This window comes from Burkholderia catarinensis (genome assembly GCF_001883705.2).
GTDB lineage: Bacteria > Pseudomonadota > Gammaproteobacteria > Burkholderiales > Burkholderiaceae > Burkholderia > Burkholderia catarinensis.
On sequence record NZ_MDEQ02000004.1, the window covers coordinates 1 to 26,167 of the forward strand.

Genomic DNA, 26,167 nt, shown 5'->3' on the forward strand with positions numbered 1-26,167 from the left:
CGCGGGCGGCGTGATCTTCCCGCCGTCGACGTACTGGCCGGAAATCCAGCGGATCTGCCGCAAGTACGACATCCTGCTCGTCGCCGACGAAGTGATCGGCGGCTTCGGCCGCACCGGCGAATGGTTCGCACACCAGCACTTCGGCTTCGAGCCGGACCTGATCACGATGGCCAAGGGCCTCACGTCGGGCTATGTGCCGATGGGGGCGGTCGGCATTCACGAGCGGGTGGCGCGGCCGATCATCGACAATGGCGAATTCAACCACGGCCTCACGTACTCGGGTCACCCGGTCGCGGCGGCCGTCGCGGTCGCGAACCTGAAGCTGCTGCGCGACGAAGGGATCGTCGAGCGCGTGAAGACCGACATCGGGCCGTATTTCCAGCGCCGGCTGCGCGATGCGCTGGGCGACCATCCGATCGTCGGGGAGATAGCGGGAACGGGGCTGGTCGCGGGCGTTCAGCTTGCGCGCGACCGCGCGCGGCGCGTGCGTTTCGACGGCAGAGTCGATATCGGCACGATCTGCCGCGACTTCTGCTTCAACGGCAACCTGATCATGCGTGCGACCGGCGACCGGATGCTGCTGTCGCCGCCGCTCGTGATCCGCGAGGCGGAGATCGACGAGATCGTCGACAAGGCGCGGCGCGCGTTTGACGCAACTGCGGAGCGGGTGGGCAGCGGCGCGTAAGGGCGCGGCACGGCGAGCGGGCGCCGCAGCACGAACGGCGCCCGCCGAACGGGTGCGTCGCGCTTACGCGTATTCGAAACGGTGCTGGTCGAACTCGACGATGCAGGCGACGGATTCTTCGATACTCATCGTGCTGGTTTCGACGACGAGATCAGGCCAGTCAGGGACTTCGTACGGATCGGAGATGCCGGTGAACTGACGCGTCTGGCCGGTCATGGCCTTCGCATAGAGGCGCTTGGGGTCGCGCGCAGAACAAGTGGCGATGTCCGTTTTCAGATAGACCTCGACGAAGTGCTTGTCGCCGACGATCCGGCGTGCCATCTGGCGGTCCGCCTCGTAAGGCGAGATCAGCGCGACGATCACCGTGATGCCCTGCGCGTTGAGCAGTTTCGCGATTTCAGCCGTACGGCGACAGTTCTCCGCGCGATCCTCGCGCTTGAATCCGAGGTCGGGCGAGACGCCGGTACGCAGTTCGTCGCCGTCGAGAATGCAGACCGGCATGTTGCGCGCGCGAAAGTGCGCGGCGATTTCGGTCGAAAGCGTGGATTTGCCGGCGCCACTCAGGCCGGTCATCCACAGCGTATGGGAGGCGGGTAGTGTCATGGGTCTGTCAGCACGGTGATGAACCGGTCGCGACGGATCGCGATTGGAATTCCCCGTTTCTTCTGGAGTGGAATCAGCGCCGCTCGGCCGGCTGCTTGCTTATTGGGAACTGATTTTATTCAATCGGCAATCAGACGGTCGTTACGAAAAATTTACGAAATATTACCGGCGCATTTCGGCTGGACACGAGCAATGCGTGATGGATGCCCGGTGAGGTGGCGCCGGCAGGGGAGGTAACGCGTCATTGACTGGACGTGGGCACTTTGCGTGCGACTGGCAGATTGCCATGATGAAAAGGGCATCGAAAGAAAGCGATGCATAAAACGAAAAGGGCCTGCGTCGTGAGACGCAGGCCCTTGAATTCTTTGGTGGGCGGTACTGGGATCGAACCAGTGACCCCTGCCGTGTGAATCGGAAAGTTGGCACTAACTACGCTGGACTGTACTTGGCTTCCCTTGAAAACTCAAGACCGCTGCACCCTTGAGTTCCCTGTCGATAACCGTGGCTCCCATGCTTAGTGTGCCAGATTTGTGCCATGGGAGAGACCCGTGGCGCGTTCCAGATCCGTGACCGTAAGGTTGAACTGCTTGAGGTGACGTTGGATGCGGCAGCGATCACCTGCGATGAAGCGGGTCAGTCTGAGCTGGTTCTCTGCATCCTCAATTTCGGCAGCGCGTTCCAGCGTCGCACGGAACGTGGCCAAGACTTTCGTCGAGACTTTCTCTACGCTCTCATGTGTCAACGTGACGGTACGCCTCTTTAGCCCCTTTAGGATGGGTCTCGCGGCCTCGATAGCGTCGAGGCGGGTGCGCCAGGTACCGATCTCAAGCCACCAGTCATCGTTATCAGTGAGGAGTGCGCCCCACGCCCAAGAGGATATGGCGCTTCTCGCTCGCCGCATGGGCATTGGGCGGGAATATTCGTACTCGCGCTGTTTTCGTCCTTCCGCCGCGGTGTCGCCCGTATCCTCGTAACCGTAGAACAGTCGTTCGACTTCTTTCTGTGTTCCTGCGATGAGCCACAGTCGTACGGCTAGTTCCTGGGATACATGCAGCGGCAAATCGCGAATTCGCTCGCACGGGTTTTCCTCATCCAGCTTTCTCAGTTCGTCTTTCCGGATGTCGCGTACTGCGGCCGTAAAAAGCATTGCTAACGCGTGTTCGGGCATTTTCGCGTAGTCGAGAGCCATCCTTCTTCCCCTATCTGCGTTTTGGTTCCCCTATTGATGATACGGAGTCCGTACTCCACCTCGCAAGAGCGATTTGAAAACGACGGAACTGCGCGCTAAGTGTCCTCACCTGTCTGACGGCCTGAGAAGGATGATCAGGTCACTACAGGAACTTCGGGGGAACCGAGACATGGAAGAGCGAAACTACGAACTCGCAGCCAAGTTGAGCAAAGCGGGTGACGATTTGTTGGTGGGACCTGAGGAAGTCGCTGCGCTGTCCGGCCTGAGCGCAGCGACTATCGGCAAGCGAAAAGTGGCGTCCATGCCTTCGCCGATGCCGGGCGTACGCAGGTTGCGGTGGCGACTCGGCGATATCAGGCGGTGGATGCGCGGTCCGGCTGCCGACAGCGCCGATTCGAATGCAACCGCTAGACCCACGCGGCGCGGTCGGCCGACCAAGGCGGAAGAAATGGTGCGACTTGGTCGTGCGCAGTCTTGATCGCCGACTATGGCTGAGCCGCTCCTCGCCGATGAATTTGGCAATACGCCCCGCGCGGACCTTTGTATGCCGATCAGCACGCTCGACCTCCTTCGGCAACGTGAGGCGGAGGCGCTGGCGCGTACAGAGGTGCGACGTGCGCAGGAGGGGCCGACGCAGCTTTTCCTGCCAGGCATAGACGAATTCATGCGCGCGATGCCGAATCATATTGCCCGGTCTAGTCTGTTCGCACCCGTGGCACGAGGTCGCAAAAAGATACTCAAGGACGCAGTGCTCGTCAGCCGTGCCGATGCCGTCATCAAGTTTTGGGGTGAACAGTTGGACGAGGCGCAGGCTGACGTTTGGATGCAGGCAATCCACGAGGCGAGCAGCCACCAGTTAGGCGCCCCCGTGATTGTCAAGCGCGCCCGGTTCCTGCGCTCCATCGGGCGACACGTCGGGAACTACGAGTACAAATGGCTACTTCGCACATTCGAGGCGCTGACGTTTGCCATGCTCGTGATCGACGTGACAAAAGACGGCCGACCGAAATACGAGATCGGCAAGAAGCGCGCTTTGCACCTGATTGATGGATTCGACTACGACGAAGAAACCGAATCGTACACGCTGCGAGTCGATCCACGTTGGCGGTTGATGTTCGAGAATCGCGAGTTCGCTTTGATCGATTGGGATAAGCGGCTGCGGTTCGGGGCGAGACAGGACATGGCGAAGGCGCTTCAACGGCTTGTTGCCACGTCTAATGACTCGGTGCAAAGGAACCCCGTCGAGTGGCTAAAACGCAAGCTGGAATACACAGGGAGGATGCGTGATTTTGTTGACGCGCTTGATCGCGCCATGCGCGAGCTTGAGCGCTTAGAAATTATCGTCGGCGGCCGGATCGAGACGAGCACGAAGGGGCGACCTCAGACGGTGTGGACAAGGCTATGAAAACCATCGGGGTTACATCGCTTCATCGTCGGGGTTACGTCGTGGCTCATCGGGGTTACATCGCGCTTTTTCGGGGTTACGTCGCACACCACGTTTGCAACCCATTGTTGCGATTGGATTTTCTGACGCATTTTTGCCCTCTACCTTTCTTCTACCTTTTTCCTACCTCGGCCCCTTGTGGACAAGTCGGGAGCCTTGGGGGCGTTCTGCGGACTCGCCCCAATGTGCCAACGACGAGATACCAGCATGCCCGCGTGTATAAGTTTTGAACCCGCCCCCGCAAGCGGGGGCGGAAACGGCGCTTCGCGCCTTGAGGGCCCCCTCGCCGGTCGAATTAGCGCTCAGCCGGATCGTCCCTCCGGGCCGCCGCTCTCCCCACGCCTACGGCGCGGGTCCCCGTGCGGCTCGATCCGGGCTCGCGGTGCTCGCAAGGTGCGTGATTGGATCACCAACCGCTATAGCTTGCAGGGATGGGGCTGCGGTCGGATTGTCATTATCGCTAGGGCAAGCCCCATTGGGGCGCGTCAGGCCGAAGGCAAAGCGTCGCGGGGAGCCGGTGGTCGGCTGCGGAACGCCGGCCAACGAGCCGGCGCTGTCCATACCCTCGTGGTGTGGGCAGCGCAGCCGTCCACGGGCGGGCGCGGGAACGACGATAGAAGCAGCACAACACCGGTTTGTGGGCAGCGAACGGCACTCACGGGACCCAACTGCGGAGGCCACGATTCGTGCGAATTCTTCTCAACCGAACACATACTGATCCTGATTTCCAACGTGCCGAAATCGTGTCGGTCTCTTGTCCGGACGGCATGTCGGACAAGAGGGGGCTTGGCGGTTTTGGGGCGTAACACCGACATGCGAAGGCATGGCGGGTTACGCCCCAAAAACGCCAAGCCCCCACCCCTCAGGGGGCGAGGCGCGGAGCGGCCCCGGGGGGGGGGGAGGGCCGGTTTAAGAAACCCGCACTTAGGCTGCTTCCGCCAGATTGGCGCGAATCCATATGGGCGATGGCATCGACACCAGAATGGCAGCAATCAAGGCCGCAGCTATTGCCTGCACTTGCCGTGCTGTGGGTCACTGGATGCCGCCCAGCCGAACTCGAGCAAGGCATCGAGCTTGTCACGGGACGCGACCACCTTGTAGTCAAGATCATGGGCGCGAAATGTGTAGACGCTGGTGGCCGAGAGCGTGGCCAACCGACGCGACACATCGGGTTTAGCGTGGATGCCAACGCCAACCCTGCATTACGCTTTCTACACGCCTTGGCAGGCCGGAACGCCGTCGACGGGATCGGCAAATACACGATCGCGCACAACAAAGATTACCTGTACAACAGCGTGGTGGCCCTCGGCAGAAGCGCATTCCCAACGTTGCGGACGAGGATCAGTCCATATTGTTTCCGCCATCAAGTAGCGTCCGATTTGAAGGCTGCCACCTCCGACCGCGAAATAACTCTCGAGCAGGCAGCTAAGGTCATGGGCCACCTCAGCGATTACTCTATAGGTGCCTACGGGCACGCGGTCCACGGTCGGAGAGGCCGTGGCGGACGGGTCAAAGTACCTTTTGTAAGCACTGCGCGTCCGATCAAGCATTCGCCGAAAGTAGATCGCCTCACCCGATTCAAGATGGCGAGCGCGAAGCGGCGCGAACACAAAGCAGATTGAATTCCCTATATCCGGGTGCCGGATGGGTCGTTTGTGCGTCAATTCTGCGTTGTTTTCGGTCCCGTCAAGCGCTGGGAGGCGCGATGCATTGGAGAAACGCGTCAAAATTGCGTCGTTTTCGACGTATTCCTCTTCATAGAAACGGCCGTCCGCGTTGCTTGAGTATCATGGGCCGCTGCATGCGGCATAGCTCAATGAATCGTCGACACTGTTTCGCCGACGCGATTGCGAAAGTGTCTCGTACGCTGGATTTATCCTGTACACGACGGATGCGGAGCGCCGCCACCTCTCGTCTAACAGCAGGGATGCCCGCCGGATTACCACAGCCTTGAAATCAGCCAGCGCCACAGCCGCTCAATCCAGCCGATCTTTGGCGATGATTCATACGCGGCCCGAAGGTCGGCGCGGTCGCGTGCTCGCGCCTTCGCCGTCAACTCGGGCGTCATGGCGCCTTCCCACTCAACGCGATTTTTGCTGATAACGTAGTGGGACCTGCAGGGCGCGTTCGAATTGCCGATCGAAGGCCAGAGCGATACATAGGCGCCTTGCTTCGTTAGACTCCATTTGGCTGCCTTCAGCGGTGTGACAATTTTGGCGCCGCAACCGCAACAGCAGAGATGCGCTGCCGTTGAGAACGGCTCGGCGATGTAGAGCACGCCCTCCTCAAGGTGAGGGGGGAAACGCTCCACGTACTTTGGGACAATGGCGTAGTGCTTCAAGCGAGGTCCGTGCGTGTGATGGTACCGGTGGCAATGCGGTAGACCGCATGGTACTCGCTCCCATCATCAACGTAGAAGCCGCAGAACTTCTTCCAACGGATCACTGCCATGAGCGCGTTCAGTGCATTTAGCTCGGCTATCTGGATATTCGTTGCATAGAGGTCCTCCTCCGGCGGCCGGTCTGCGAGCGACGCGCGGTCCGGCAAATGGTCATGATGATCCGGCGTACCGACCGTCACCCGAACTTGGCCGCCCAGTTGATCGCTCTTGCCCTTACGGACGCCGATGCCTGTGTCGATGTACGGCACGCGCAGCTCGTGCAGCGCGTCGGTGATCATCTTGCGCACGCTGCCGCGGTCGACGCAGATGAATACAAAGTCAAAGCCGGCAAGCTCGCCTACTGAGGTGTCGTCGAGGTAGTAGGGATGCTGGATGATGTGCCGATGCATCCTCGAGTAGATGCTGCCAAAGTACTCGACTTTCATCGGCGCGGTGAGATCGGCTAGGCCGGGCGCGCCGGGCGAGCGAAAGGCGTTGTGCTGGATGAAACGGTCACCATCGAACAAGTGAATCTCGCGAACTGGCGTCTTGGCGATAGCGTCCAGCACATAGGACCCCGTACCACCCAGCCCCACGATCGCCACGCGCTTCATAGCGAGCTTATCCGACACGCCGGCGATGCCGGCTCGCGACGTGGCGGTGTTTGAGTAGTGAAACACCGAATTATCTGACTCTTCGGGTACGGCCTTGTAGACCCTTGCGGTCGCGGTTGCATCGACTGCAGCGGCCGGCGCACTAATCAGGTTGATATAGCGCACGAACTTCTCGTGGTTGTCCTTGTACGGGACAGAATTGCGCGGCTTAACGGAGAAGTCGTGATTCACCGTGATGTTGTCACCCTTGGACTGCGTCGCCGACCCGTGCTGGACGTCCGTAAGGATGGAGCCGTCCGAGTTGCAAGGGTGCTCGCCGATGAACCAAGTCTGATGGTTCGCGACAGGACTTATCGTTCGTTCGCCGTCGAGTTCCAGCGGCGCGTATAACGTGCCGCGGCAGACTTGCCTTTGCGAATTCACGTAGGGAATGTCATGCACCAGCAGGTGCGTGCCGACGCCACGGACGACCTCGACTGTGTAGCCCTCCCGGCGCAGACGCGCCAGGTCCTCGTTACGAGCGATCAGCGTTGTCGACATCGAACACCATCCCGTTGCGGACTTCAACCTTTTGGCCCTTATCTAGCGTGTACTCCTGCGTCTCGTGTTCGTAGTGGTACAGCACGCTATAGACGATGCGGTCGCCGAATGGGCCGTCTGGGAATGCCAATTTGACGACCTCTTGGAAGGCCAAGAACTTGCCTTCGACTATCTTTTCCTCGGTGTTGACGTACACCTTGTGCTGCTCTGGCCGGAGGGTCTCGGCCGCCTCAGTACCCGTTTGGTTCATGTTTGAACTTTCTTCGCTCTGCGACGCTGCCGGACGGAGACACGCAGAGTTTGTCTTCCACCGTTCACCCACCAAGTTCGGTGTAGGCGCACTTTCAATATGGCGAATTAGAACTCTCTTGTCAAGCACAGAAAGTGCGTCTACTCTGAACAACATGCATATTGTCAACTCAGGAGTTCAAGCGTTGCCCACCCCTCTAGGCGACAAGATTCGCGCTGAACGCAAGCGCCTCAAACTGACGATGGACCAGCTCGCAGAGCGCACCGACTCCAGCAAGTCCTACATCTGGGAGCTCGAAAACCGGCCTGTCGTGCGGCCGTCCGCCGACAAGATCAAGCGCGTTGCCGACGCGCTCAGCGTAACCGTTGAGTTCTTGATCGACGCGGACAAAACGGAAATGACGAGGTCCGACGAGGATGAAGTGTTCTTCCGCAAGATCGGCCGACTCGACTCCGTCAAGCGTAAGCAACTGGAAAACTTTCTCAAAGCCATCGAGGACGAGTGACCCCAGACACCGTCTGGTTGGGGCCAGCTTTCGAAGCTATGGATGCTGAGCGGCACGCCGTTTCCGGTCAATGTCAGCGAACTTGCAAGCAGCGCTTCCCCGACCCGGTCGGCCTCATTCGTCCGCACGGTATCGCCGGGATTGGTGGCATGCTGTCGCGGCGAACGACCAAGGGCGATCCAGTGAGCGCCAGCAGATGCCTTCATGATTACGGCGCAGCTCGGAACATTGCCGAGCAGCGTGCACATCTGCGTGCGCGTCAGTTTCTTGCGAAACACGATGCGCCCGATGCTCACAGGGCGTGCAGGTGAAAGCGATGCGTGCCAAGATCGATTCCGATAAACGAAATGACGTCCATGACGATCATCCGAAAAGGAAACAGCCCGATCAGCGTAAGCTGATCGGGCTGTTTCGGTCAGGCTGACCATCTCATTAGAGCCCGCTCTCGCGGGCTATCGCTCGTGAAACGCACTATCGTTTGCTTTTAGGCTTGTCCGTCAGTGCCGGTAAGGGGGGCAGGGTCATTCGTTGCGGTATCAGATTGCGTCGGGTTTTCTGCTTCTCGAGGATTGCCGTCATTGCTTCCCGCTCCGTCTCCTCTGTCAACCGCGTCGTCGGCGGCTTCGGGACCGGTTTGAGAGTTATCGACATTTTCCTTCTCCTTTAAAATCTGTTCCATATCCTCGTTTGGGTAAACGAATTCAATAATTGGCTCCGGACTCGGGAAACGAGACGCCGGCGCCAGTCGTCTCGCAAGCAGCTCTTCGTCGGCTTCAGGCGCCCGCACTTCATTGAATAGCTCCTTCGCCTCACGTCGATCAATGACGAAGCCATGGGCAGAGTACGACTCAACAAGCATATTGAGCGTATCTGTATCGAAATTCTGGCCTTTTGCATGCAGTCTTTGACCGTAGTCCTTCGCAATGGTCATAGATCTGCCGATGTCGCCGATTTGAGTCGGATCGATTTGGGCATAGATAGGCTGAAAAAGGCCGCTGACGATCTTGGCAGCGGTTTCGGTGGCAGTCTTGAAGGTGACAATACCGCCACTGCGCCGCTTGATAGACAGAAAATAGTTCTCGAACATCGAGAATGCTTGGTCTTGCAGAGTCTTCAGCGCCTCGCCAATGACGAGGCCTGAATGCATTTCTCCGAGTTCGTCTTTCTTGAAGAGCTGTACATCCAACGGACCAAGTTCTCCTTGGTCCGACATAACGATCTCATTGGCCCCGAGCACACACAAGGTCCCGGCAGACTTACAGTAGCCCGACACGAATGCAATGAACCGCTCATAGTTATCTTGTGCGCAACGCGCAATTCGATAGGCTGCGTCAGCATCTCCGCCAGGCGTAACAATAAACAGAAGCAGATTCTTCGCTTTCTTGAACGTGCGAACCTTCAGGATGAAGTCATTGTCGACATTCCGCTCGATATCGCTGTTGATGACGGCGATGTCACAATCTAACCTCTGAGCAACCGCGCGTGCGGCTATATATAGGTCTTCACGCTCACGCAGTGGCTTGCCGGTTTTTGCCCCGTTGTCGGCCATTTATTCCTCTCCTTTCTGATTTTTCGCCCAGCGAGCATGCGCCGCCTTCTTGGCGATTTCGGAGCGGCGCTCCGATGTGAGGGTCTTGGCTCGTGCATGTCCACCTCGCATACCTCCCAACCGCCCCAATGCCACCGCGGCAGGATTTTTTCCTACCATTGCAGAATTTTGGGCAATTTCTTCGCCGTCTGTCGTGGCATCAGAGGAAAATATTTCTTTGGGGTTCGAGGTCATGGGGTCTATGCTTGAGCGGTTATGCAGGCGAACATTAGCATAGCTGCTACAAAGGTGCGCGCCCGTTACAAATTTCTCTCGCGAACGCTGGTCGGCGAGCAATACGGCGTAGCCACTACATTACTGACGCGGCATAACAGCGCTTATGTCAGATTTCGTGGCTTGATCGTCATAGAGATGACGTTGTGCGTAATGATGAATCGGACCACGGTGGCGAATCGCGAAAGGCCCGCGGTGTCGAGCGCAGCAGACGGCGGCCGCTTGGCGGGGTTATTTGGTCGCGCTTGCTGTCGGCTACCCACGGCCCCGACGTGTCCCGCACACTCTGCGGGCACAAGTAGATATCCATCATGGCTCCGGCACCGAACGCCGAGAAATAGAAGCGCCGGGATTCGACGCTAAGCTCCTCGTGGCGTGCCCGCTGGTCCTGCATATTCCGCTCGGCTACAGTCGCCCGAGACGGGTGTTGTGTCAAGCGATGCCGACGCCGTGGCAAATTTCGTTCGGGGTGCGCCAGCAGTGAGGTTATTTGGTCGCGCCCCGCGCGATGCCGGCGGTGAAAACGTCGCTTTCGAGTGTCCAGGCAGTCGGCGTATGCTTATAGCGAAGGAGAGCACGCGATGTCCGCTGACAAGCTAGGTCGTTTCATGGCAAGCCCCGAGTTTCTGGCGCGCGCGAACGCTGCTATCGCCAAGTCTGTGCGCGAACTGGAAATGAAAGGTATCAGGCCCGTGTATTTCGATCGAGACGCGGGTCGTATTGTGGGTGCAGACGCATCGCGCAAAAACGGCTCTTGTGAGGGGCGATGCGTTACCGATATATTGAAGCGCGAAGCAAGCCCAAAGGAGGGGGGAGAATGAGCGACAACGGGGCCGCGCTTGGCAGAGCGATTGCTGCTGAGCGGAATGCGGCAGACTGGAAATCGTATGCGAAAAAACTTGAGCAGCAACTTTTGGTTGCCCAGGCCAACCTTGCCGGTCACAAAGTGCTCAAGGAAATCGCAATTCGTGAGCTGGCAAAGGCTGATCCCTCCCATTTTTTGACTGCTCAACATAACCGACAACGGCTGTTTGATGAGCAGTTCGATGCTGTGATCTCTGGCAATCGTCGTGCCGCGTAGCGCATACGAAAAGCGCGTGCAAACTGGCTGTCAATTAGCCCAAGTCTCGACCTACGCCTCCACCTGGGCCGGTCGACTTCGGCGGGTCTCCATCGCCACGCCCAAGTACAGAAGGAACTTGGCTCCGACCAATGCTGCCGCCGTGCCCGATACCCGCGCCGAACAAGCGATTCACGCGATCCTCCAATTCCGGCATTCGCGACGCCATCTGACCGCCTACCCATGAGAACACCTGGTCAGGCACGATGTGTATCAAACTGAACGTACTGTTGCACAACGTCTGGCACATACCAACGTAGAGAACGATGTAGCCGACAATGCTCACGAGGCCCGTCGTGGAGTCATATTGGGCGTTTTGCATGGCAACACCGAACATCGAGTTGAGCAGCGTTCCGAGCACCACAATGCCCGCTCCCGCGAGGACGAAGCCGATTTCCATGAAGACCGGTCGGAACATGACGTTCAGCAGAAAGATGTAGCCATGTGTTGGCCTTTGCCCCAACCCTTCACCTTCGCCATCAAGGTGTGTCATCGCCCATAACGGCGAAGCGACCATCGACTCCCCGACGACGGCGTACCACGACACGACGCCACTGAACCAAATGATGAACGGAAGCATCGGGATGTAGATCGACAGCATCGCGCCGAAGAAAAATAGCGAGATGATTGTGATAACCACGAAGGGCGCGAGCGCTTTCAGAATCCCTTTCGCTGCACCTGCAACGACATCGAACATGCCCAAGGTGGCGACATCAGCAGCGGCCGACGCGATCTTGCCTGCGGTGGTCTCCTTCGCCTCAGCTATCCCCTCCAACGCTGCATACCCGGCGAGACCTGTCCAACCGGCGTCAAGGATATAGTCGCCCAGATTCTTCATGCCGATCAGTGGATTAGTCGTGCTTCCAGGGCCTTGGCCGGAGTTGAGGCTGACCGCCCATTTCACTATGCCTTGGCCGTTGAAGATCTTCCCGAGAATGCTCTTCGCATCCGTCAGGCCGCTAACGCCGCTTCCGAACATACCGTTGGCATTTTGCGCTGTGGATGTCGACGCGTCCTGCTGGTATTGCTGCAAATACGCCGCACTTACTCTACGGTATAGCTGCGGGTAGGGCATGTTGTCGGGATCGGTACCAGGTACCGCGGCGGCCGTCGCGTTTGCGAGGGTGGTTACCTGCGAGTTCGCCTGGGCAAAAGTTTGATACCACGCGCCCATCATGATCCAGCCATCGCGTTGGAGGTTCGACTGGATCACGCTCGCCAATCCGCTGATCGCATTCGAGGAATTCGATATCGCATCGGAAATTGTCTTCTCGTACTGGAGCGCGGCCTGGTTAATTGTGTTCTGTGGATCTGCCGGCTGACTCTGCCCGTTCACGGCCGACACGTAAGCTTGCGCCGCGGAAGACAACGTGGACTGGAGCGTGGTCAGCGCGCCCTGATGCGCGCTGAGCATCTGCGAGTAGATCGATCCGGGGTCGAGTGAATAGACGGCCATACCGTCATACGACGGTAGCGTCGGCGGTTGCGTAATGTTGATCTCGGCTCCGCCGCACGAAAGTCCCCGCTGGTTCATGAGCACGACCTTGTTGCGCGTCGTGATCGCGTTGAAATTTTCGCCCGCATCGACAGATACGCCGCTGTCGTTCGGCATGTTGGCGATCGCCGTGTTAGCTGCTTGCGCGCAGAGATTCGCTTCAAAGAGAGCCTTCGCGAGTGTGGTCGCCTGCGGCGAGGCTGGCGTTGCGATCATCGATCCGCCGCTGTTGAGCACGGACACCGCAGCGTCGAGCGACAGGTTCGCAATCCCCACGCCGAGCATCGTTCCCCAGAGCATCGCCATCTGCGCGCCACAGTAACCGCCGAAGACTGGAACGAGACCGGCGAAGCCGACGCTCATGCGTATGATGAACCACGGCGAGGACTTTTTCTGTCCCATGAATTCGCCATCCTGCCCGGTTGCGATCATTGCAGAGCCAAAGTGATACATGGCCCATATCGCACCGACAGCGAGCATGCACGCGTTCAGCACCAGGAACAGTTGCGCAATCATGCCGCCTGATCCACCGCCAGCTGCGAGCGGGTTGTGTACCACCGACCCATAGACGAGTTCCAGCAGCGACATAGACTTGTCGCCGCCGCGGTTCGCCGCGTTTTGAATGTCGCCCATGGACACGGGCGACTGTGCAAACGACGTTGCTGATGCAAGCAAGATCACCAATCCGATGGTGGTTTGCCTGCCTCGGCCCCGCGAAATGGCGTCGCTGAAGCATATGCCGGTCCGAGCCAGGCGGCGACCGGTCAACGTTTTCTTCGATGTGATGCTCATCGTTGGATCTCTCGCTCGGTTGCGTTCTCGACCGTTATGTATGCCTGTTTCAAGAGGAACCACCAGAAGAAGACGACCCACGCGACGGCCATCGCGACACCGACCCAATTCATCCAGCTTCCGGCCTCACCGTAGTGGCTACGCGCCCACCACAAAGAGGCGAGCACGAAGCAATGCAGGAGTACGCAGATCTGGACGATCAGGCACGCGTCTTTAAATTGTTCACGGGTTAGTCGACCCCGTGCACGGCGACGCCGGATCGCACGGGGAGCGGCCGCGATCACGTGTGTGAAATGACGGAGGTTGCGTTTCATAGCATCGCGTCTAGCTTTGTCGGCAAACAGTGACCCACCCGTTGCCCTCGCTGCCGCCCGAAACATCGGAAGGAGAGTTGAAGACGTTGAAGTAGTGGTTCTGCAAGATGCCGGAAGCCCAGAACGAATCGTACTGAATGCACCTCCAGGCCAGGCCCTCGCCGGGCGTTATCCAGACACCGGATTGGCAAAACAGTGGGCCAGTTCCAGAATTGGCGATCAACCCGTTAGGAGAACAGGCTCCGCCCGGTGCCGCCCATCCGTTCGGCTGGATATATTCGTTCGAGGTAAACCGCCCCGTTGTGATCAGTTGGCCGCTTCCGCCACCTCCGCCGACAATTGTCGCTCCCGAGCCGTTCCATGGCTTCAGATACAGGTTTCCGCCGCCTGTCTCAATGTACTGAGTGCCGGGGTTGTAGATTTGGGTGTTGGCACCCATCGTAGTGTTGCCGTTGATCTGTACGTTCCCGTTGGCAATCACGTTGCCTGCCTGATCAACGGAAAACAGCTCCCCGTTCCACGAGCCGTTTACTAGACGGAATCTGCCGTTCGAACTCTGCAAATAAGCGGTTTGACCATTGGCACCTACGAGGCCGAGCACTCCGCCCTCCGGCACTTGGTTGAAGGCGATCACCTTGCCATTGGCCAAGGACACGGAAGGCGCGCCGAACGCACCGTCCGCGAGAGTCTGCAGGCTTTGGGACGTAATCGAGTTCCCGTTGGTGATGTTGTGCAGCGTTCCGGTCGTGCCCTTGAAGTTCAGGTCGCCTTCCATTGGAAGCGATCCATCGCGGCGGACAAACGCTGACCATCCGCTCGACCCGTAACCGACGCGCATCGCAAGCACGCCTGCGACGTTGCCATTGGGATTTGGCAGTGACCAGCCACCGTCTAGGCCCGCTATGGTGCCTGGCGTCACGAGATCGGAATAACCCCCGTCACCTCCGATCGCAGCCGCTCCGTCATCGAGAGTCAATGGATGGCCGGTCGACGGGTCAGTAATGGCGCCGTCGATATACACCATTCCTGCGATGTCACAACGGGGTGCGACGCAACCGGCGGGCGTTTTCGCAAGGGATATGACGTACGGTGTCCCATACGCGCTCGTCGTCGAATAGCCGGCGGGGACGACATTGATCGCTTCAAGCTCTGCGATCGTCGGCGCGTACTCGTTCACAACGCCTGGAATGGCTGTGCCATTGACCAGATTCGAGTAGTAGATGGACAGGTATTTGCCGTTAATGCTGTTGCCGATGTCGGCAAGTACATTGCCTTGCGCGGCCATTTGCTGCGACAGCATTTCTTCGCGCTTCTGCCACAGGCCAACGGTCGCGAACGCAATTGCTATGCTCGCTCCAATGCCTAGCGACAACAGGTCGTAATAGCCCCGTTGCCGAGCACGAGAGCCGATCAGCATTCTGGTGAGCAGGCCTTTCTCCCGTGCACAGTGAGTTTGGTGCGTGCCGGGGGCCAACCGTGCGGTTACGTCCAGCAAGTGGTTCAAGCTCATCGGTTACCTCGCACGATGCAGCGTCAGCCATTGCCGCCGCGTCATAGGAATTTCCACGCAGATGCCGTTGACAACCTGCACCTCTGTGGCCTGCTCGTTGTAGTACTCCTCCCAGACCGCCGCGATGTCCAGGGGCGTGCCGGGCGGCTCGACGCCGAGCGGGTCGGATGGCGATGTCTGGGCCATTGCCAGCGGCGACGCCGCGAGCAGCACAGCGAACGCAATGGTGGCTTTCATGCGCGCTTCCCGTAGCGCCGCTGATCGAGCAGCCCAAAGAGGTAGCCCCACACTTCCGGCTCGACACTATCGCCCGGTCTGGACGCCTGTAGCAGGTCCTCGAGCCGTTCCTCGCTCATGAGCATCGGGTCTTCAAGCTCCAGCACGAGCCCGAGGTTGCTGTTCATCGAGAGGGTTTGCAGAGGGTGCCGGCGAGCGGCGACAATGGCTGTAGCCATGATCGATCTCCTATCAGATCGGTTGTGGTCAGGCGTGCTGGCCGGTAGCAGCCGGACAGCGCGCCGCTTTTGATGCGATCAGCCTAGTTTTCGCGCCAAATCACTGGCGCGCGGCTTGTAGTAGACCCGGTGCAGTACGTTGAGGGTGCGGTGTCCGGTGATTGCGGCCAATTCCAGGACGCTGCCCACAAGATCAGCCATGCGTGTGGTGGCCTCGCGACGAAGATCATGGAAGTGAAGGTCGTTCAACTGAGCGCGATCGCAAGCGCGCACAAACGCTTTCTTCAGCGCGTCGGCGGAGATAGGGAAAACACGGTCGGCGGTGTGGCGAGGTAGGGCGGACAACGTGGCAACAGCGCGGCTCGATAGTGGGACGTCCCTCGATTCACCGTTCTTCGTATCGTGTAGCCGGACGTACTGATCCTCCAGAAACACGTCTGGCCAGCGCAGTGACAGGATCTCGCTTCGCCGCATCGCGGTCTCGACGGCGATAATGACGATCGGTCTTACCCAATCGTTTCGGCTGCCGCCGCGTTCAAAGCGACCGCTTTCGTCGCGTGGACTGGGTGCCAATTCCGCGAGCAGTCGCTGTTCTTCTTCGCGCGACAGCCGACGGGTTCGGGCTCGGTTTTCCTTTGGCCGACGGATCATGGAGACGGGATTGACGGGGAGGTGGATTCCCCATTCTTTGCTGGCCACGCTTATAACGTGGCTCAGTAGCGTCAATTCCCTGTTGACGGTAGATCCGGAGACGGCTTTCTGCGTTGGGCTACCAGAGAGGCGTCTATCGCGGTAGTGGGCTAACGTGACGCCGCTGAGCGCAGACACCTTCAGTTGCGCGATCGGGTCGGCTATGAGCTTTTGGATCCGAAGTTGTTCGAGTGCGCCGCCTTTCTTCTGGGGCGAAATTTCGCGTCCGTACCTGGCAAGCAGATCGCCGAAGGACGTCCGGTTTGCCTCGGTGAGGTCCGAGAATGAACCGGCAAGCATCTCCGACTCGATGCGGGCCGCCCAGGCCTCGGCATCTTTCCGGGTGGTAAAGGTCTTGGAGTGTGGGGGAAAGCCCTGGCGACGGACGATCGCTTGGAATTGGAAGTCGCCGCGTTTGCGAATGGTTGGCACCAGACACCTCGAAGAAGAAGTGTGACAAGAATGTGCCAACAATCCGGTTGGGCGAGAGGACACTTAACGAACATTTCGCCAAGTGCTGACCCGGAAAGCAAGAAGGGCCGGCGATTGCCGGCCCTTCGAATCTTTGGTGGGCGGTACTGGGATCGAACCAGTGACCCCTGCCGTGTGAAGGCAGTGCTCTACCGCTGAGCTAACCGCCCAAAGAAGCTGAAATTATGTCAGAGCTTTTGGGGCTCGTAAAGTACTTTCTTCAAATATTTTCCAGACCCGCGCAAGAAGTCAGCCGGTCAGCCGGCCGTCGACGGCTCGACGAGATCGAGGATCGAGCCGTCGCGCTTGAGCGTCGCGAGCACGATGCTCGAGTTGATCGACATCACGCCGGTTGCGCGGTGCAGATGGTTGATCACGAAGTCGGAGTAGTGGTCGAGGTCGCGCGCCCGCACCGTCAGCACGTAGTTCGATCCGCCCGTCACGATCTGCGCGGCGATGACTTCCGGCCACTGCTGGATCGCCTCCACGAACCGGTCGTGCCACTCGGGCACGTCCGGCCGTATCGACACGTGCACAAGCGCCTCGAACGCGACGCCGACCTTCTTCGGCTCGATCGTGCAGTGGTACCCCGCAATGGCGCCGCGTTCTTCCAGCAGCTTCACGCGCCGCAGGCACGCCGACGGCGACAGCGCCACCGCGTTCGCGAGGTCCTGATTGCTGATGCGTCCGTCCCGCTCGAGGTGGCGGAGGATCCGCATGTCGGTTCGATCCAGGGTCATTTCGCAGAATCCCGTGAATTTTGAGATTGGAGTCGCAGACTCTACTTCAATCCAGGCGATTCGTCATCGAAATATGAAGCTCATTCTATTTCGTCCTCGATAACATGCGCCCCATGCCTCGATCGCACGGCCTGACGCGACGCCCTGCCGCCAGTCGCGCCGCCGCCTTCCACTCCTACCGTCATTCCGCCATGTACGAACATATTCCCGCCTATCCGGGCGACCCGATCCTGTCGCTGTTCCAGGCGTTCCAGCAGGACACGCATCCGCGCAAGGTCAACCTCAGCATCGGCCTCTACTACGACGATGCGGGCCGCATCCCGGTGCTCGACAGCACGCGCCTCGCGGCCGAGCGCCTGCACGAAGCCGGTGCGCCGCACACGTATCTGCCGATGGAAGGGCTCGCCGCGTACCGGCAGGGCGTGCAGCGTCTCGTGTTCGGTGCCGACTGCGCGGCGCTCGCGCAGGGGCGCATCGCGACGCTGCAGACGCTCGGCGGCTCGGGCGCGCTGCGGCTCGGCGCCGAGTTCGTGAAGCGCTATTTCCCCGACAGCGCGATCTGGATCAGCGATCCGACGTGGGACAACCATCGCGTGATCTTCTCGGCGGCCGGCCTCGACGTGCACACGTATCCGTACTACGACGAAGCGCGCAACGGCCTGCGCGTCGACGCGATGCTCGCGGCACTCGACGCATTGCCCGCGCGCAGCGTCGTGCTGCTGCAGCCGTGCTGCCACAACCCGACGGGCCTCGATCTCGGCCGCGACGCGTGGCGCGCGGTGATCGAGGTGCTCGCGCGCCGCGGGCTGATCCCGTTCCTCGACATGGCGTATCAGGGCTTCGGCGACGGTCTCGACGACGATGCCTGGGCCGTGCGCGCGATCGTCGAAGCGGGCTTGCCGGCGATCGTCGGCAACTCGTTCTCGAAGAACTTCTCGCTGTACGGCGAGCGCGCAGGTGGCCTGTCGATCGTATGCGCGAGCGCGGGCGAAGCGACGACGGTGCTGAGCCAGTTGCAGGCCGGCGTACGCCGCACCTATTCGAGCCCGCCGTTGTTCGGCGCGCAGCTCGTGTCGACGGTGCTGAACGACGCCGCATTGCGCGCGCGCTGGGAAGACGAGGTCGCGCAGGTGCGTGCGCGCATCAAGCGCATGCGCGTCGCGCTGAAGGAACGGCTCGACGCGCGCCTGCCCGGACCGGCATTCGATGCGCTCGTCACGCAGCGCGGGATGTTCAGCTACACAGGCATCGCCGCGGCCGACGTGGAGCGGCTGCGCGCGTCGCACGGCGTCTACCTGCTGCGTTCGGGCCGCATGTGCATCGCCGGCCTGAACGACGCGAACGTCGACCACGTCGCGAACGCGATCGCGGACGTGCTCGGCGGCACATCGCGCCAGGCCGCCTGAACTTTCCGTCTCGACCCGAAGGAGGACACGATGGCAGACACGATTCCGGTCGACTTGCCGCAGCTCGCGCAGCCGTTCTCGTGGGCGACCCGCGCGGGCGGGCTGATGTTTACCGGCCACGGGCCGGTCGATGCGTCCGGCGCGATCGCCGGCGACACGATGGCCGAGCAGGCACGCATCACGCTCGGCAATCTCGCGAAGGCCGTCGCGGCGGCCGGCGCGACGATGGACGACGTCGCACAGGTGCTCGTCTACCTGTCCGACGTGAAGGCGATGCCGGAATTCGATGCCGAATACCGGCGTCACTTCCGCGAGCCGTACCCGAACCGCACGTGCGTCGGCGTGCAGGGCTTCGCGCATCCGGACATGCGCGTCGAACTCGTCGCGTATGTCGCTCTGCCGGCAGCGCGCGACTAGCAGGCATGCCGCTTCGCGCGGATTGCAGTACCCACGATCAACAACAAACATCAGGAAGCGAGACAAGGATGGAGATGAACATGAGAAGCATCAGTCGATTGGCACTGCCAACGATGGCGGGCCTGCTCGCCGCGAGCGGCGCGATGGCGCAGGGCAGCGTGACGCTGTACGGCATCGTCGACCAGAGCATCCGCTACACGACGCATGCGGACGCGTCGAACGACGCGAGCGTGCAGATGGCCAACGGCGCGATCACCAACAGCCGCTGGGGCCTGAAGGGCAGCGAAGCGCTCGGCGGCGGGCTGAAGGCGATCTTCCGGCTCGAGAGCGGCTTCGAGCCGCAGAACGGGCAGCTCGACGGCGCATTGTTCGGCCGCTACGCGTATGTCGGCCTCGCCAGCGACTGGGGCACCGTGAAGCTCGGCCGGCAGGCGACCGAGGCGTTCAACCTGTTCGGCGATCTCGATCCGCTAACGGTCGGCAACTACACGGCCAACATGTGGCCGTACTTCCTCACGCAGGGCCGCGCGAGCAACGTCGTCAGCTACGACGGCACGTTCGGCGGGCTGAACGTCGGCGCGAGCTACGGCTTCGGCGGCGTCGCGGGCAGCCTCGGCGCGAATGCGTACTGGGGCACGCACGTGTCGTACACGCTCGGCGGGCTGATGGTCGGCGCGACGTACCAGCAGGTGCGCGACCTGAACAGCCGCGCGCAGCAGGCGTGGGGCGCGGGCGCAAGCTACGCGTTCGGCGCGGCGACGCTGTACGCGGGCTATCTCGGCGGCATCGACCGCACGGGCTTGCTCGACCGGCAACTGCTGAATGCGCCGGGCCGCGACGTGGCCTACGGGTCGTTCGCGGACAACCCGCGCCGCGACGCGATCTTCTACACCGGCGCGAGCGTGAAGGTCACGCCCGCGGTGACGGTGACGGGCGTCGCGTACTACGACGACATCCGCAACGTCAACGGGACGGCAGGCAACGGCGGAAAGCGCTATACGGGCGTGATCGAGGCTGAGTACGCTCTGTCGAAAGCAACCCAGGTCTATGCGACGGTCGACTACAACAGGGTGACCGGCGGCGCGTTCACCGAAATGCCCGGACGCGGCAACCAGACGGGCATCGCGGCCGGCTTGCGCCACCTGTTCTGAGCACGCGGCGCGCGGGCCGGCGCAGTCCGGCGCCGGCCCGCGCGCCGTCGAGGTTTCGGCCGGACAATCGCTTTTCGAACGAGGTCATTCGATGCAATCAGAAGGGCAATTCCAGCATATCGCGGCGCGCGAGCACGGTCTGCGCCGCACGCTTTCCGCACGGCAGATGGCGATGATCGCGATCGGCGGCGCGATCGGCACGGGCCTGTTTCTCGGCAGCGGGTTCGCGATCGGCTTCGCGGGCCCGAGCGTGCTCGTCAGCTACGCGATCGGGGCATTCATCTCGCTGTTGCTGATGGGCTGTCTCGCCGAGATGACGGTCGCGCACCCGACCTCCGGGTCGTTCGGCGCGTACGCCGAACATTACGTGAGCCCGTGGGCCGGGTTCCTCGTGCGCTATGCGTACTGGGCGTGCATCGTGCTCGCGGTCGGCACCGAGGTCACCGCGATCGCGCTGTACATGAAGTACTGGTTCCCGGGCGTGCCGGGCTGGCTGTGGATCGTCGGCTTCTCGGCGCTGCTCGTGTTCGTCAACGCGCGCAGCGTCGACGTGTTCGGCGCGGTCGAATACGGCTTCTCGATCGTGAAGATCGCGGCGATCGTCGGCTTCATCGTGCTCGGCGCGTATGTCGTGTTCGGCGATCCGGGATTGGTCGGCGGCGGCTCGGCACGCGCGGGCTTCCACCATTACATCGATCACGGCGGCTTCTTTCCGAAGGGCATGTGGGGAATGTGGGTCGCCGTGATCGTGTCGATCTTCAGCTACCTGAGCATCGAGATGATCGCGGTCGCGGCGGGCGAGGCGGAAGATCCCGAGCACGCGGTGACGCGCGCGTTCCGCTCGACGATCGTGCGGCTCGTGCTGTTCTACCTCGTCACGCTCGCGCTGATGCTCGCGATCGTTCCGTGGACGGCGGCGGGGCGCGACGAGAGCCCGTTCGTGAAGGTGATGGAGGCGATTCGCGTGCCGGGCGCGGCCGGGCTGATCAACTTCGTCGTGCTGATCGCCGCGCTGTCGGCGATGAACAGCCAGCTCTACATCACGACGCGGATGATGTTCAGCCTGTCGCGCGCGGGCCATGCGCCGAAGGCGCTCGGCGAAGTGAACGCGCGCGGCGTGCCGTTCGACGCGCTGATGTTGTCGACCGTCGGCATCGCGCTCGCGACGGTCCTGAGCGTGCTGTACCCGGACGCGTCGTTCACGATCATGATGGCGGTGTCGATGTTCGGCGCGTTGTTTACGTGGATGATGATCTTCGTCACGCACTACTGCTTCCGGCGTCGCCGCGCGGCGCTCGGCCTGCCGGCGCCCGCGTTCCGGATGCGCGGCTTTCCGCTGCTGACGCTGCTCGGCGCGGCGCTGATGCTCGCGGTGATGGTGACGACTTACTTCACGGCCGAGTTCCACATGACGCTGATCTTCGGCATCCCGTTCCTGATCGCGCTGTCCGTCGTGTACGCGGTGTGGTACCGGCGCGCGCGGCCGGTGCTGCAGCCGGAAGCGAAGTAGCGGCGCCCGTTCAGCCCGCGAGCGCGGGCAGCGCGTCGATCGACGCGCGCACGTAGTCGGCGAAGCGCAGCGCGACCGGTTCGGCGGTGCCGCTGCGCTTCAGCTCGAGCGTGCGCGACTGGAGCGACGCATCCTTCAGCGGCCGGAACGCGAGCCGGTCGCTTTTCACCTGCTGCAGCACGCGCGGCACCAGCGCGATGCCCATCCCGAATTCGATCATCGACAGGATCGTCTGCCACAGACGCGCCTCGTGGCGGATCAGCGGGCTGAATCCCGCGTTCACGCACTGCGCGATGATCAGGTCGTGATAGTGCGGCGCCGCTTCGCGCGGAAACAGGATGAACGGTTCCGCGGCCAGCGCGGCGAGCGCGACCTGCCGGCGCCGCGCGAGCGGATGCGCGGCCGGCAGGCAGCACACGAACGGTTCCGCGTAGACGGGCGCCGACTCGACCTCGGGCGGGCAGTGGCCCCAGTGCGCGTAGCCGAGATCGATCTGGCCGCGCTGGATCGCCTGCACCTGCGCCTGCGTGTTCATCTCGCTCAGCACGACCTCGACGCCCGGGTAGTCGGCCTCGAAGCGCCGCACCGCATCGGGCAGCCCGCGATACAGCATCGAATGGACGAAGCCGATCCGCAGCCGGCCCGCGAGACCGGACGCCGAGCGCACCGTGAGACGCTCGGCCTCGGCCGCCTGCAGCAGCAGCCGGCGCGCTTCGCCGAGCAGCACCGCACCCGCGTTGGTCAGCGCGACCGCCTTGTTGGTGCGCGAGAACAGCTGCACGCCGAGCGCTTCCTCGAACTTGCGGATGTCGAAGCTCAGCGCCGGCTGCGAGATGAACAGGCGCTTCGCCGCGCGCCCGAAATGCAGCTCCTCGGCGACCGCCACGAAGTAGCGCAACTGCCTCAGTTCCATGGTGTCTCCTCGCGGCGTCGGCATCGATAAGCGATATCTATCGTACCGGATAAATCCTGTATTGGACGCTTATCGATCGCGCGCCTACGCTCTGCTGAACGCTTGGCAGAGGCCGGCCGCGCCGCCGCGACGCGGGCGCCGGCCGGCCGCCGGGGAACTACGGAGACGCACGCATGAACGACACCGCTCGCACGCCGGACGCCGGCGCATCCAACAACATCCCCGACAGCCGGGGCATCGATTTCTTCACGGCCGATCCCGATCTCGGCGCGTTGCTGAAGCTGCATCTCGGCGAACGGCACTATGCCGAACTCGAGCCGCGGCTTCGCGCGCTCGGCGCACGCGTGTCCGGCGAGCTGGACGAATGGGCATCGCGCGCGGACAAGCACCCACCCGTGCTCGAACACCGCAACCGGCGCGGCGAGGCCGTGCAGCACATCGACAAGGATCCCGCGTATGTCGCGCTCGAACGCGTCGCCTATTCGGAGCTGGGGCTCGCATCGCTGAGCCACGGGCCGGAATCCGTCCCGCCGCTCGTCAAGTACGCGCTGACGTTCCTGTTCGTGCAGGCGGAATTCGGGCTGTGCTGCCCGGTCAGCATGACCGATTCGCTGACGCGCACGCTGCGCCGCTTCGGCGATCCGGCGCTCGTCGCGCATTACCTGCCGATGCTCGCGTCGCGCGATTTCGACACGCTGTACCAGGGCGCGATGTTCATGACCGAGCAGGCGGCCGGCTCCGACGTCGGCCGCATCGCGACGCGCGCCGCGCGGGAGACCGACGCGCACGGCGAGACCGTCTGGCGCCTGACCGGCGACAAATGGTTCTGCTCGAATGCGGACGCCGACCTGGCCATGGTGCTCGCGCGGCCCGACGGGGCGCCGGAAGGCATCAAGGGCCTCGCGCTGTTCCTGCTGCCGAAGACGTTGCCGGACGGCACGCGCAACCGCTACCGGATCGTGCGATTGAAGGACAAGCTCGGCAGCCGGTCGATGGCGAGCGGCGAGATCGCGCTCGAAGGCGCGCAGGCCTATTTGATCGGCGAGATCGGCCGCGGCTTCCACCAGATGGCCGACATGATCAACATGTCGCGGCTGTCGAACGGCGTGCGCGCGGCGGGGCTGATGCGGCGCGCGCTGAACGAAGCGCTGCACGTCGCCGCGCATCGCGAGGCCTTCGGCCGCAAGCTGATCGAGATGCCGCTGATGCAGCGCCAGCTGATGAAGATGCTGCTGCCGGCCGAGGCCGCGCGCGCGATGTTCATGCAGATCGCGCTGCTGCTGCCGCAGGCCGATGCGGGCGACGAGCAGGCCGCGCGCTGCGTGCGGATCCTGACGCCGCTGATCAAGTTCCGCGCGTGCCGCGATGCGCGCCGCGTGACGGGCGATGCGATGGAGGTGCGCGGCGGCACCGGCTACATCGAGGAATGGAGCGACGCGCGTGTCTTGCGCGATGCGCATCTCGGCTCGATCTGGGAAGGCACGAGCAACATCGTCGCGCTCGACGTCGCGCGGGCCGTGCAGCGCGAGCATGCGCTCGACGCGCTGCGCACGTTCCTCGGCGACCGGCTCGGTACCGCACCGCTACCCGACGCGAGCCGCACCGCGCTGCGGCGCATTCTCGCGCGCGCGTGCGATGCACTCGCACGGGTCGCGGCGGAGGGCGACGACGCATGCGTGCGACAGGCCGCGTCGGCGCTGTACTACGCGAGCGCGGCGGTGCTGATGGCGTGCGAAGGCGTGCGGCTCGCGCCCGACTACCGGCGTCTTGCGCTCGCGCACCTGATCGTGCGTCACAAGCTGCTGTCGGTCGATCCGCTCGCGCCGGCGTCGCGCGACGACGAATCGGTCGCGTTCGATGCGCTGCTGCGCGGCACGCCGATCGCGCTCGACACGGCGCTCGACCTGCTGCCGGAGGTCGAACGATGAACGCGACGCGTGGTGCACTGGACGGCCTGAAGGTCGTCGACCTGAGCCGAGTGCTCGGCGGCCCGTACTGCACGCAGGCGCTCGCCGATCACGGCGCGACGGTGATCAAGATCGAGCCGCCGGACGGCGACGAGACGCGCGGCTGGGGGCCGCCGTTCCTCGGCGATACGGCCTGGTACTTCATGGGCGTCAACCGCAACAAGGAAGGGCTCGCGCTCGACCTGTCGCGCGACGAAGGGCGCGCGATCCTGTGGCGCCTGCTGGACGAGGCCGACGTGCTCGTCGAGAACTTCAAGCCCGGCACGCTGGCTCGCTGGGGGATGGACTATGCGCGCGACCTGCAGCCGCGCTTTCCGCGCCTGATCCACTGCGCGGTGACGGGCTTCGGCGAGGACGGCCCGCTCGGCGGGCTGCCCGGCTACGACGCGGTGATCCAGGCGATGGCGGGCTTGATGAGCGTCAACGGCGAGCGCGACGGCGATGCGACGCGCATCGGTTTGCCGATCGTCGACATGGTCACGGGGCTCAACGCGCTTGCCGGCATCCTGCTGGCGCTCGCGGAGCGCGAGAAGAGCGGGCTCGGGCAGTCGATCGACATCGCTTTGTACGACTGCGGCGTGTCGTTGCTGCATCCGCACCTGCCGAACTTCTTCGGCTCGGCGCGTGTGCCGGAGCGCAGCGGCAACGCGCATCCGAACATCGCGCCGTACGACAGCTACCGCACGGCGACCGTGCCGATCTTCCTCGCGGTCGGCAACGACCGGCAGTTCGCACGGCTCGTCGCGCATCTCGGTGCGCCGGCGCTCGCGGGCGATCCGCGCTTCGTCGACAACCGCAGCCGCTGCGCGCACCGGCCCGAGCTGAAGGCCGAACTGGAGGCACGGCTCGCCGCGCACGCATGCGAGCCGCTCGCGCGCGACCTGATGGCGGCCGGCGTGCCGTGCGGGCCGGTGCGGACGGTGGCCGACGTCGCGCACGATCCGCATGCGCTGCACCGGAACCTGTTCGTCGAGATCGGCGCGTATCGCGGCACCGCATCGCCGGTGAAGCTGTCGCGTACGCCGGCCACCTACCGTTCGCCGCCGCCCGCGCTCGGCCGCGACACGCGCGCGGTGCTCGACCGGCTCGGCGTCGATCGCGCGCTTCAGCAGCAACTGCTCGACGCCGGCGTGCTGAAAACGGCACCCGGACCGGCACCCGGCTAGGCGCCCCCGACGGATACG

Annotated in this window: 27 protein-coding genes, 1 tRNA gene and 1 pseudogene; 12 read left to right on the forward strand and 17 right to left on the reverse strand. The window is 62.4% G+C overall.

Annotation, left to right across the window (positions count from 1 at the left end; all coding sequences use genetic code 11):
* Positions 1 to 685: aminotransferase class III-fold pyridoxal phosphate-dependent enzyme (locus BFF94_RS07200; protein WP_219139166.1), on the forward strand; the 685-nt coding region annotated here is incomplete at its 5' end.
* Positions 686 to 748: 63 nt separating this feature from the next.
* Here BFF94_RS07200 and cysC read toward each other — a convergent pair.
* Both cysC and BFF94_RS07210 read right to left on the reverse strand, forming a co-directional pair.
* Entirely contained in the window at positions 749 to 1,288 is a 540-nt protein-coding gene (cysC, locus tag BFF94_RS07205; RefSeq protein WP_128841270.1) for an adenylyl-sulfate kinase, read from the reverse strand.
* Positions 1,289 to 1,802: 514 nt separating this feature from the next.
* Positions 1,803 to 2,477: a hypothetical protein gene (locus tag BFF94_RS07210; protein ID WP_128841269.1), complete on the reverse strand. Its 675-nt coding sequence runs from the start codon at positions 2,475 to 2,477 to the stop codon at positions 1,803 to 1,805.
* A 487-nt stretch (positions 2,478 to 2,964) separates the two neighbouring features.
* On the opposite strand from BFF94_RS07210, the gene BFF94_RS07215 reads away from it, so the two are divergent.
* Together BFF94_RS07215 and BFF94_RS07220 are read left to right on the forward strand one after the other, a co-directional pair.
* Positions 2,965 to 3,882 (forward strand): protein kinase family protein, encoded by a 918-nt coding sequence (locus BFF94_RS07215; protein WP_246637244.1) that lies wholly within the window; start codon positions 2,965 to 2,967, stop codon positions 3,880 to 3,882.
* Positions 3,883 to 4,886: 1,004 nt separating this feature from the next.
* A complete protein-coding gene (locus tag BFF94_RS07220) occupies positions 4,887 to 5,543 on the forward strand; it encodes a site-specific integrase (protein ID WP_246637245.1) in 657 nt (218 codons plus the stop codon).
* A gap of 317 nt (positions 5,544 to 5,860) precedes the next feature.
* On the opposite strand, the gene BFF94_RS07225 is transcribed toward BFF94_RS07220, so the two are convergent.
* From BFF94_RS07225 to BFF94_RS07235, 3 genes are read right to left on the reverse strand one after another with little or no spacing between them, the layout of a single operon-like run.
* Complete coding sequence (locus BFF94_RS07225) at positions 5,861 to 6,262, reverse strand: ubiquitination-like system serine protease family protein (protein WP_158061878.1); 402 nt, start codon at positions 6,260 to 6,262, stop codon at positions 5,861 to 5,863.
* Positions 6,259 to 7,455 (reverse strand): ThiF family adenylyltransferase, encoded by a 1,197-nt coding sequence (locus BFF94_RS07230; protein WP_128841267.1) that lies wholly within the window; start codon positions 7,453 to 7,455, stop codon positions 6,259 to 6,261. The genes BFF94_RS07225 and BFF94_RS07230 overlap by 4 nt, the downstream gene beginning before the upstream one ends.
* Positions 7,430 to 7,705: a multiubiquitin domain-containing protein gene (locus tag BFF94_RS07235; RefSeq protein ID WP_158061877.1), complete on the reverse strand. Its 276-nt coding sequence runs from the start codon at positions 7,703 to 7,705 to the stop codon at positions 7,430 to 7,432. The genes BFF94_RS07230 and BFF94_RS07235 overlap by 26 nt, the downstream gene beginning before the upstream one ends.
* A gap of 184 nt (positions 7,706 to 7,889) precedes the next feature.
* On the opposite strand from BFF94_RS07235, the gene BFF94_RS07240 reads away from it, so the two are divergent.
* Positions 7,890 to 8,210, forward strand: a complete 321-nt coding sequence (locus tag BFF94_RS07240) for a helix-turn-helix domain-containing protein (RefSeq protein ID WP_128841272.1) — start codon at positions 7,890 to 7,892, stop codon at positions 8,208 to 8,210.
* Between the two features lie 173 nt (positions 8,211 to 8,383).
* On the opposite strand, the pseudogene BFF94_RS07245 reads toward BFF94_RS07240, so the two are convergent.
* The 3 genes and pseudogenes from BFF94_RS07245 to BFF94_RS07255 form a co-directional block, all read right to left on the reverse strand.
* Positions 8,384 to 8,568 (reverse strand): annotated as a pseudogene (locus BFF94_RS07245) (IS110 family transposase); the annotation flags it as partial.
* Between the two features lie 126 nt (positions 8,569 to 8,694).
* Positions 8,695 to 9,759: an SDH family Clp fold serine proteinase gene (locus BFF94_RS07250; protein WP_128841265.1), complete on the reverse strand. Its 1,065-nt coding sequence runs from the start codon at positions 9,757 to 9,759 to the stop codon at positions 8,695 to 8,697.
* Complete coding sequence (locus tag BFF94_RS07255; protein WP_128841264.1) at positions 9,760 to 9,993, reverse strand: histone H1; 234 nt, start codon at positions 9,991 to 9,993, stop codon at positions 9,760 to 9,762.
* A 620-nt stretch (positions 9,994 to 10,613) separates the two neighbouring features.
* Here BFF94_RS07255 and BFF94_RS07260 point away from each other — a divergent pair.
* Together BFF94_RS07260 and BFF94_RS07265 are read left to right on the forward strand one after the other, a co-directional pair.
* Positions 10,614 to 10,853: a hypothetical protein gene (locus tag BFF94_RS07260; protein WP_128841263.1), complete on the forward strand. Its 240-nt coding sequence runs from the start codon at positions 10,614 to 10,616 to the stop codon at positions 10,851 to 10,853.
* Positions 10,850 to 11,113: a hypothetical protein gene (locus BFF94_RS07265; RefSeq protein ID WP_128841262.1), complete on the forward strand. Its 264-nt coding sequence runs from the start codon at positions 10,850 to 10,852 to the stop codon at positions 11,111 to 11,113. The genes BFF94_RS07260 and BFF94_RS07265 overlap by 4 nt, the downstream gene beginning before the upstream one ends.
* 34 nt (positions 11,114 to 11,147) lie before the next feature.
* Here the strand turns inward: BFF94_RS07265 and BFF94_RS07270 are convergent, their stop codons facing one another.
* From BFF94_RS07270 to BFF94_RS07305, 8 genes are all read right to left on the reverse strand, one after another.
* Entirely contained in the window at positions 11,148 to 13,439 is a 2,292-nt protein-coding gene (locus tag BFF94_RS07270; protein ID WP_246637246.1) for a DotA/TraY family protein, read from the reverse strand.
* Positions 13,436 to 13,753 (reverse strand): hypothetical protein, encoded by a 318-nt coding sequence (locus BFF94_RS07275; protein WP_128841260.1) that lies wholly within the window; start codon positions 13,751 to 13,753, stop codon positions 13,436 to 13,438. Before BFF94_RS07275 ends, BFF94_RS07270 begins: the two co-directional genes overlap by 4 nt.
* A gap of 10 nt (positions 13,754 to 13,763) precedes the next feature.
* Positions 13,764 to 15,263 carry a hypothetical protein gene (locus BFF94_RS38545; RefSeq protein WP_128841259.1) on the reverse strand — a complete coding sequence of 500 codons (1,500 nt, stop codon included), beginning with the start codon at positions 15,261 to 15,263 and terminating at the stop codon, positions 13,764 to 13,766.
* A gap of 3 nt (positions 15,264 to 15,266) precedes the next feature.
* Positions 15,267 to 15,500 carry a hypothetical protein gene (locus BFF94_RS07285; protein ID WP_128841258.1) on the reverse strand — a complete coding sequence of 78 codons (234 nt, stop codon included), beginning with the start codon at positions 15,498 to 15,500 and terminating at the stop codon, positions 15,267 to 15,269.
* The gene (locus tag BFF94_RS07290; protein WP_128841257.1) at positions 15,497 to 15,718 is read right to left on the reverse strand and encodes a hypothetical protein; all 222 of its coding nucleotides are present in this window, start codon (positions 15,716 to 15,718) and stop codon (positions 15,497 to 15,499) included. Before BFF94_RS07290 ends, BFF94_RS07285 begins: the two co-directional genes overlap by 4 nt.
* Before the next feature lie 78 nt (positions 15,719 to 15,796).
* The gene (locus BFF94_RS07295; RefSeq protein ID WP_128841256.1) at positions 15,797 to 16,840 is read right to left on the reverse strand and encodes a site-specific integrase; all 1,044 of its coding nucleotides are present in this window, start codon (positions 16,838 to 16,840) and stop codon (positions 15,797 to 15,799) included.
* 134 nt (positions 16,841 to 16,974) lie between these two features.
* Positions 16,975 to 17,049 (reverse strand) — tRNA-Val (locus BFF94_RS07300).
* Between the two features lie 87 nt (positions 17,050 to 17,136).
* Entirely contained in the window at positions 17,137 to 17,619 is a 483-nt protein-coding gene (locus BFF94_RS07305; protein ID WP_128841255.1) for an Lrp/AsnC family transcriptional regulator, read from the reverse strand.
* Positions 17,620 to 17,810: 191 nt separating this feature from the next.
* Between BFF94_RS07305 and BFF94_RS07310 the strand changes: the two genes are divergently transcribed.
* From BFF94_RS07310 to BFF94_RS07325, 4 genes are all read left to right on the forward strand, one after another.
* Positions 17,811 to 19,025, forward strand: coding sequence for an amino acid aminotransferase (locus tag BFF94_RS07310; protein WP_219139167.1), 1,215 nt, complete (start codon positions 17,811 to 17,813; stop codon positions 19,023 to 19,025).
* A 30-nt stretch (positions 19,026 to 19,055) separates the two neighbouring features.
* Positions 19,056 to 19,442 (forward strand): RidA family protein, encoded by a 387-nt coding sequence (locus BFF94_RS07315; protein ID WP_128841254.1) that lies wholly within the window; start codon positions 19,056 to 19,058, stop codon positions 19,440 to 19,442.
* 80 nt (positions 19,443 to 19,522) lie between these two features.
* Positions 19,523 to 20,593 carry a porin gene (locus BFF94_RS07320; protein WP_372454155.1) on the forward strand — a complete coding sequence of 357 codons (1,071 nt, stop codon included), beginning with the start codon at positions 19,523 to 19,525 and terminating at the stop codon, positions 20,591 to 20,593.
* Between the two features lie 91 nt (positions 20,594 to 20,684).
* Positions 20,685 to 22,103, forward strand: a complete 1,419-nt coding sequence (locus BFF94_RS07325; protein WP_128843853.1) for an amino acid permease — start codon at positions 20,685 to 20,687, stop codon at positions 22,101 to 22,103.
* 10 nt (positions 22,104 to 22,113) lie between these two features.
* On the opposite strand, the gene BFF94_RS07330 is transcribed toward BFF94_RS07325, so the two are convergent.
* Positions 22,114 to 23,016, reverse strand: coding sequence for a LysR family transcriptional regulator (locus tag BFF94_RS07330; protein WP_128843854.1), 903 nt, complete (start codon positions 23,014 to 23,016; stop codon positions 22,114 to 22,116).
* Positions 23,017 to 23,189: 173 nt separating this feature from the next.
* Between BFF94_RS07330 and BFF94_RS07335 the strand changes: the two genes are divergently transcribed.
* Together BFF94_RS07335 and BFF94_RS07340 are read left to right on the forward strand one after the other, a co-directional pair.
* Entirely contained in the window at positions 23,190 to 24,944 is a 1,755-nt protein-coding gene (locus BFF94_RS07335; protein WP_128843855.1) for an acyl-CoA dehydrogenase family protein, read from the forward strand.
* The gene (locus tag BFF94_RS07340) at positions 24,941 to 26,149 is read left to right on the forward strand and encodes a CaiB/BaiF CoA transferase family protein (RefSeq protein WP_219139168.1); all 1,209 of its coding nucleotides are present in this window, start codon (positions 24,941 to 24,943) and stop codon (positions 26,147 to 26,149) included. The genes BFF94_RS07335 and BFF94_RS07340 overlap by 4 nt, the downstream gene beginning before the upstream one ends.
* The last annotated feature ends 18 nt before the right edge of the window (positions 26,150 to 26,167 follow it).

Excerpts from the sequence above, each read along its gene's own strand:
- BFF94_RS07220 (WP_246637245.1), top strand. The coding sequence starts at position 4,887 with ATGGCATCGACACCAGAATGGCAGCAATCAAGGCCGCAGCTATTGCCT.
- BFF94_RS07275 (WP_128841260.1), bottom strand. The coding sequence starts at position 13,753 with ATGAAACGCAACCTCCGTCATTTCACACACGTGATCGCGGCCGCTCCC.
- BFF94_RS07270 (WP_246637246.1), bottom strand. The coding sequence starts at position 13,439 with ATGAGCATCACATCGAAGAAAACGTTGACCGGTCGCCGCCTGGCTCGG.
- BFF94_RS07320 (WP_372454155.1), top strand. The coding sequence starts at position 19,523 with ATGAGAAGCATCAGTCGATTGGCACTGCCAACGATGGCGGGCCTGCTC.
- BFF94_RS07305 (WP_128841255.1), bottom strand. The coding sequence starts at position 17,619 with ATGACCCTGGATCGAACCGACATGCGGATCCTCCGCCACCTCGAGCGG.
- BFF94_RS07340 (WP_219139168.1), top strand. The coding sequence starts at position 24,941 with ATGAACGCGACGCGTGGTGCACTGGACGGCCTGAAGGTCGTCGACCTG.
- BFF94_RS07310 (WP_219139167.1), top strand. The coding sequence starts at position 17,811 with ATGTACGAACATATTCCCGCCTATCCGGGCGACCCGATCCTGTCGCTG.
- BFF94_RS07235 (WP_158061877.1), bottom strand. The coding sequence starts at position 7,705 with ATGAACCAAACGGGTACTGAGGCGGCCGAGACCCTCCGGCCAGAGCAG.
- BFF94_RS07255 (WP_128841264.1), bottom strand. The coding sequence starts at position 9,993 with ATGACCTCGAACCCCAAAGAAATATTTTCCTCTGATGCCACGACAGAC.
- cysC (WP_128841270.1), bottom strand. The coding sequence starts at position 1,288 with ATGACACTACCCGCCTCCCATACGCTGTGGATGACCGGCCTGAGTGGC.
- BFF94_RS07210 (WP_128841269.1), bottom strand. The coding sequence starts at position 2,477 with ATGGCTCTCGACTACGCGAAAATGCCCGAACACGCGTTAGCAATGCTT.
- BFF94_RS07315 (WP_128841254.1), top strand. The coding sequence starts at position 19,056 with ATGGCAGACACGATTCCGGTCGACTTGCCGCAGCTCGCGCAGCCGTTC.
- BFF94_RS07335 (WP_128843855.1), top strand. The coding sequence starts at position 23,190 with ATGAACGACACCGCTCGCACGCCGGACGCCGGCGCATCCAACAACATC.
- BFF94_RS07330 (WP_128843854.1), bottom strand. The coding sequence starts at position 23,016 with ATGGAACTGAGGCAGTTGCGCTACTTCGTGGCGGTCGCCGAGGAGCTG.
- BFF94_RS07250 (WP_128841265.1), bottom strand. The coding sequence starts at position 9,759 with ATGGCCGACAACGGGGCAAAAACCGGCAAGCCACTGCGTGAGCGTGAA.
- BFF94_RS07230 (WP_128841267.1), bottom strand. The coding sequence starts at position 7,455 with ATGTCGACAACGCTGATCGCTCGTAACGAGGACCTGGCGCGTCTGCGC.
- BFF94_RS07285 (WP_128841258.1), bottom strand. The coding sequence starts at position 15,500 with ATGAAAGCCACCATTGCGTTCGCTGTGCTGCTCGCGGCGTCGCCGCTG.
- BFF94_RS07215 (WP_246637244.1), top strand. The coding sequence starts at position 2,965 with ATGGCTGAGCCGCTCCTCGCCGATGAATTTGGCAATACGCCCCGCGCG.
- BFF94_RS07290 (WP_128841257.1), bottom strand. The coding sequence starts at position 15,718 with ATGGCTACAGCCATTGTCGCCGCTCGCCGGCACCCTCTGCAAACCCTC.
- BFF94_RS38545 (WP_128841259.1), bottom strand. The coding sequence starts at position 15,263 with ATGAGCTTGAACCACTTGCTGGACGTAACCGCACGGTTGGCCCCCGGC.
- BFF94_RS07260 (WP_128841263.1), top strand. The coding sequence starts at position 10,614 with ATGTCCGCTGACAAGCTAGGTCGTTTCATGGCAAGCCCCGAGTTTCTG.
- BFF94_RS07325 (WP_128843853.1), top strand. The coding sequence starts at position 20,685 with ATGCAATCAGAAGGGCAATTCCAGCATATCGCGGCGCGCGAGCACGGT.
- BFF94_RS07265 (WP_128841262.1), top strand. The coding sequence starts at position 10,850 with ATGAGCGACAACGGGGCCGCGCTTGGCAGAGCGATTGCTGCTGAGCGG.